The organism is Micromonospora sp. NPDC049580 (assembly GCF_040675595.1).
In the GTDB taxonomy this organism is placed as follows: Bacteria; Actinomycetota; Actinomycetes; order Mycobacteriales; family Micromonosporaceae; genus Micromonospora.
Genome location: NZ_JBFAPG010000417.1, coordinates 1 through 5,647, shown reverse-complemented (window position 1 = coordinate 5,647; position 5,647 = coordinate 1). Strand labels below are relative to the sequence as shown.

Here is a 5,647-nt window from a genome sequence, read left to right as displayed (position 1 = left end):
CCCCGGCCGCGCCCCCCCCCCCCCCCCCCCGGCCCGGACGCCGGACGTCGACCGTTTCGCCGAGCTGCTGCGGACGGGGCTGAGCCAGGAGTCCATCATCCGGGCGGTGCTGCGCACCGGCCAACCGCGGCTCGGCGGCGTGGCGTCGCTGACCGACGTGGCACGGGGCACCACCGATCCGGAGATGTCGGCGATCGCCGAGCGGCTGGGCATCGCCTCCTACCTCAGCGTGCCGGTGCGGGCCGTCGGGGGCACCGTGCTGGGCGCGATCACCCTGGTCAACGCCCCCGACCGTCAGCAGTTCGACGACCGCGACCTGCTCACCGCCGTGGACATCGGCCGCCGGGCCGGGCAGTCCGTCGGCAACAGCTCGATGTACGGGGAGCAGCGGCACGTCGCCGAGGTGCTGCAACACAGCATGCTGCCGCGGCTGCCGCTCGTGACGGAGCTGGAGCTGACGGCCCGCTACCAGCCGGCGGCCGACCGGGTGGAGGTGGGCGGCGACTGGTACGACGCCTTCGTGCAACCCGATGGTGACCTGATCGCGGCTATCGGGGACGTGGCCGGGCACGACATCGAGGCGGCGGCGACCATGGGCCAGCTACGCAACCTGGTGCGTGGCAACGCGTTCGGCCGGCCGGACGCGGTCGGAGCGCTGATGAGCCACCTGGACAGCGCCATCCGTGGCCTGCGGCTGCCCATCGCGGCCACCGCGACGCTGGTGCGCATCTGTGGCCGGCGCTCCGGCGTCCGCGAGGTGACCTGGTGCAACGCCGGGCACCCGCCGGCCCTGGTGGTGCGGGCCGGCGGTGCGGTGGAGGTCCTCGAAGCGACACCGGAGCCCTTGCTCGGCCTGGCCCGGCCCACGCCGCGGACCAGCCACTCGACCAGCCTGGCCACCGGCGACACGCTGCTGCTCTACACCGACGGGCTGATCGAGCGTCGGGACCGGTCCATCGACGACGGGCTCGCCGAGCTGGTGCACCGGTTGACCGGCACCGACAACGTCCCCCTCGACGACCTGTGTGACCTGCTGCTCGCCTCGATCCAGCACCGCGAGGACGACACGGCGCTGCTGGCCGTCCGGGCCCGCTGAGCGGTTGCGGCACGAGCCGAGGCCCACGTGTCGCGGGCCCGGCCGGGCAGTCCGGCGGGCTACCCTGGGCCGGGTGAGAGCCCGTCTCCCGTACCCTCGCGTCCGCCGCCTCCGGGTGGTCCTCGCGGCGTCCTGCGCGACGCTGCTGCTCGCCACGGGTTGCAGCTTCGGCGAGCCGGAGCCCGACCCGGCCGGTGAGCCGCCCAACCTGCCGACCCCGTCGGCGCCGGCGAGCCCTGGCGGCGCGGGCCAGCAGGCGGTGGCAACCGTCCTGGCCAAGGGGCTGCGGGTGCCGTGGGCCATCGCGTTCCTGCCCGACGGCGGCGCGCTCGTCACCGAACGGGACAGCGGCCGGATTCTCCAGGTCGGCCCGGACTCCGGCCCGGACGGGCTGCGGGTCCGGGTCGTGCAGACGATCAGCGACGTGGCGGCGGCGGGCGAGGGTGGCCTGCTCGGCATCGCCGTCTCCCCCGGCTACGCCCGGGACCGGACGGTCTTCGTCTACTACACGGCCGAGCAGGACAACCGGGTCGCCCGCCTGCAACTCGGCGGGCAACCCAGCCCGATCCTCACCGGCATCCCGAAGGCGAACGTGCACAACGGTGGCGGGTTGGGCTTCGGCCCGGACGGCCAGCTCTACGTCAGCACGGGCGACGCGGGCGAGCGCCCCAACGCGCAGGACACGAAGAGCCTCGGCGGCAAGATCCTGCGGATCACCGCCGACGGCAAGCCCGCGCCGGGCAATCCGTACCCCGGTTCCCCGGTCTGGTCGCTGGGTCACCGCAACGTGCAGGGTTTCGCCTGGGACGACGCCAAGCGGATGTACGCCGTCGAGTTCGGCCAGAACACCTGGGACGAGATCAACCAGATCACCAAGGGCGGCAACTACGGCTGGCCGGAGGTCGAGGGGCGGGCCGGCGACAAGCGGTTCACCGACCCGATCACGCAGTGGGCGACGTCCGACGCGTCCTGCTCCGGGCTGGCCGCGACGGACCGGCTGCTGGTCACCGGCTGCCTGCGCGGCAAGCGGCTCTGGGTGATGGAGTTGACCGACACCGGCACGCTGCTCGGGCAGCCCAGCGATCTGCTCACCAACCGGTACGGCCGGCTGCGCGCGGTGGCCGCCGCGCCGGACGGTGCGCTCTGGGTGAGCACCTCCAACCACGACGGGCGGGGTGATCCGGCGGCCGACGACGACCGCCTCCTGCGGGTGGTCTTCGCCGGCGGCGACGGCGGTCGCAGCTGACCTGCGTCACCTTCCGCGCAGGTTTGCCAAGATCTTTGGGCGGGCAGGTCAGAATCTCAGCATGGACGGGCAACGCGACGAGCAGCACGACGACGCCGAGGACCGGGGCGACCCGGTGACCGGCGGCGAGCCGTCGCGGCCGTCGCGCCGGCGGATCGGCCGGCCCGGTGGACCGGTACGGCGTACGGGCGTGATCCTCGCCGTGCTCGTGGTGGCCCTGGCCGGGGCGGTGCTCGGGGTGCTGGCCGGTGGTCGGGTGGACACCGACATCGGGCCGTTCCGGGCCAACCTCACCCTCTCCCCGGCCCGCGAGGGCGGGACGACCATCGACGTGCCACCGCTCGGCGCCCTGCTGCTCGACAGCCACAGCGGGCCGACCCACCTCACCGTGCGGCTGGGCGCGCTGGACCAGGGGCGCACCGAGGCGCTGCTCGACGACCCGGCGAGCATCAACCGAGCCAGCCAGAGCGCAGTGGAGGACGTCCGCTCCGGGGTGATGCGGCTGGGCCTGCGGACCCTCGCGTCGGCGGTGCTGGTCACCCTCATCCTGGCCGGGTTGATCTTCCGCGATGTGCGGCGTACCGCCTGGGCGGGCGGGTTGGCGCTGCTGGTCACCGCCGGCAGCCTCGGCACCGCCGCGGCGACCCTGCGCCCCCAGGCGATCGAGGAGCCGCGCTACGAGGGCCTGCTGGTCAACGCCCCCGCCATCGTCGGCGACGCCCGCCGCATCGCCAACGACTACACCAAGTACGCCGAGCAGCTGCAACGCATCGTCGGCAACGTCAGCCAGCTCTACACGACGGTGTCGGCGCTGCCGGTGTTGGAGCCGGCACCCGGCACCACCCGGGTCCTGCACGTCTCCGACATGCACCTCAACCCGACCGGCTGGCAGCTGATCCGCACGGTGGTGGAGCAGTTCGGCATCGACGTGGTCATCGACACCGGGGACATCACCGACTGGGGCAGCGAGCCGGAGGCCTCCTTCGTCGGCTCGATCAGCCTGCTCAAGAAGCCGTACGTGTTCATCCGCGGCAACCACGACTCGGGCAAGACCGCCGCGGCGGTGGCCCGCCAGCCGAACGCGATCGTGCTGAACAACTCGACCACCACGGTCGCCGGGCTGACCATCGCCGGCATCGGCGACCCGCGCTTCACCCCGGACAAGAACACCTCACCGGCCGGCAGCGGGCTGACCCAGGAGGTGGCCAACCAGGTGATCGGGGTCGGTACGCAGCTCGCTGCGACGGTGCGCAGCTCACCCCGGCCGGTCAACATCGCGCTGGTGCACGACCCGGCGTCGGCCGGGCCGCTGGCCGGCACCTGCCCGCTGGTGCTGGCCGGGCACACCCACGCCCGGCAGGTCTCCAAGCTGCCGCAGGCACCCGGTCAGCAGCCCACCGCCCTGTTCGTGGAGGGCTCGACCGGCGGGGCCGGGCTGCGCGGCCTGGAGGGTGAGAAGCCGACCCCGCTGTCGATGACAGTGCTCTACTTCGACCAGCAGAAGATGCTCCAGGCGTACGACGACATCACCGTCGGCGGCACCGGCCAGGCCCAGGTCAACCTGGAACGCCACATCGTGCAGAACCCCAGCGCCGGCGCGCCCGCCTCGGTCACCCCCACCCCGACCCGCTGAGCGCGAGCTGCCCCCTGCCCACCCGCCGACTCGGCGGTGCCCACCCGCCTGTGGAGCCCGAGCCGGAGCCCGGCCCGAGCCGAGCCCTCCGAGCCGGAGCCGGAGCCGAGCCCGACGGTGCCTGCGCAGCCTTTGCTCTGCTTCAACGGACGCAACAGTTACGTCGGGTCACTCCGCTCAGCTGCGCGCACCCGAATTTCTGCAGCTCAGCAAGGTGTTGCGCATATTGAAGCAGAGCAAAGGGCGAAGAGAACCCCATCGACAGGCGGACGCTCCTCACTCTCAGTGGCGGCGGCAGTGAGACACGAAGGCTGGCGCACGCGATCCGGCGCACGCAGGCAAGCGAGCGGAGCGCACCCCTCGAGGGCAAGGTCAGCGAAGGGCGAGGGTCAGCGGAGGGCAAGGTCAGCGGAGGGCGAGCGCGGCCAGGGCGGCGTTGACGATGCTGCCGGGCATCAGGTCGTGCAGCTCGTACAGGTCGGCCACACTGCCGGACTGGCCGAACTCGTCCACCCCCAGCGGCACCGCCGGGGCACCGAGCGCCGACCCGAGCCAGGCCATCGCGTGCGACGCCGCGTCGTGCACGGTCACCACCGGCACTCGATCGGCGAACGCGGACCGCAGGGCGCCCGGCACGCTGGGCACGGTCGCGGTCCGTACGCCCTGCCGCAGGGTGCGCTGCCACGCCCGGTAGAGCCGGTCCAGCGAGGTCACGTCCACCACGTGCGCGGCGACGCCCTCCTCGGCCAGCTCCGCCGCGGCGGCCAGCACCTCCGGCAGCACCGCGCCGGACGCGGCGAGCTGCACGACCGGGGCGTCGACCAGATGCGGGTACGCCTGGTGCGCGTCGACGAGCCGGTACGCCCCGGCGACCACCTGCCGGCGCAGCACCGCGTCGCCGAGCCGGGCCCGGGCCGCCTCGAACGGCGCCTGGTCCAGCGGTCGGGTGCTCAGCCGGAAGTAGTACGCGCCGTCCTCGGTCGGCGCTGCCGTCGCGGCCGGGGTCGCCCCGCCCGCGATCTGCCCGAGGGCATCGCAGAGCAGCCAGTCGAGGCTGCCCGCGTACGCCGGTTCGAGGAACGTCACCCCGGGCAGCTCCAGGCCGACCGACGCGGTGATCGTGGACTGGTGGGCGCCGCCCTCGGGAGCGAGGGTGATGCCCGACGGGGTGCCGGCCACCACGAACCGCGAACCGGAGTACGTGCCGTACAGGAACGCGTCCAGGCCGCGCAGCACGAACGGGTCGTAAACGGTGCCCACCGGCAGCAGCGGCTGCCCGGACAGGTCCCAGGACAGGCCGAGCTGGCCCAGCAGCAGGAACAGGTTCATCTCCGAGATGCCCAGTTCGATGTGCTGCCCGGCGGGGCTCTCGGTCCAGCGCAGCATCCGGTCCTCGGTCCAGGAACGCTGCTCGGTGGGGGCGAACACCCCGGTCTTGTTGATGAACCCGGCCAGGTTGGTGGAGGTGGCCACGTCCGGGGCGGTGGTCACCAGGTAACGGCCCACCTCCCGGTCCCGCGCCAGATCCACCAGCACCCGACCGAAGACCTCCTGCGTGGAGATCGGCTTGTTGGCGCGTACTCCCGTGCTCTCCGGAACGGTGACCCCCAGCGCGCGCTCGCGCGGCGCGCGGGACAGCGCCTCCCGGCGGGCGCCGGCCCGGATCCCGGCT

General features: G+C 73.4%; 3 protein-coding genes and 1 pseudogene. 3 read left to right on the top strand and 1 reads right to left on the bottom strand.

Translation table 11 applies throughout. The annotated features are described in order from the left end of the window. The 3 genes from AB0J68_RS25675 to AB0J68_RS25665 all read left to right on the top strand — a co-directional run. Positions 1–1,096, top strand: a 1,096-nt coding sequence (locus tag AB0J68_RS25675; RefSeq protein ID WP_363940742.1) for a GAF domain-containing SpoIIE family protein phosphatase, incomplete at its 5' end; no start/stop codon positions are given. Positions 1,097–1,169: 73 nt separating this feature from the next. Continuing rightward, a complete protein-coding gene (locus tag AB0J68_RS25670) occupies positions 1,170–2,342 on the top strand; it encodes a PQQ-dependent sugar dehydrogenase (protein ID WP_363940740.1) in 1,173 nt (390 codons plus the stop codon). Positions 2,343–2,403: 61 nt separating this feature from the next. Next, positions 2,404–3,975, top strand: a complete 1,572-nt coding sequence (locus tag AB0J68_RS25665) for a metallophosphoesterase (protein ID WP_355067023.1) — start codon at positions 2,404–2,406, stop codon at positions 3,973–3,975. Between the two features lie 405 nt (positions 3,976–4,380). Here the strand turns inward: AB0J68_RS25665 and AB0J68_RS25660 are convergent. Further along, positions 4,381–5,647, bottom strand: a pseudogene (locus AB0J68_RS25660) (pyruvate dehydrogenase); the annotation flags it as partial.

Excerpts from the sequence above, each read along its gene's own strand:
- AB0J68_RS25665 (WP_355067023.1), top strand. The coding sequence starts at position 2,404 with ATGGACGGGCAACGCGACGAGCAGCACGACGACGCCGAGGACCGGGGC.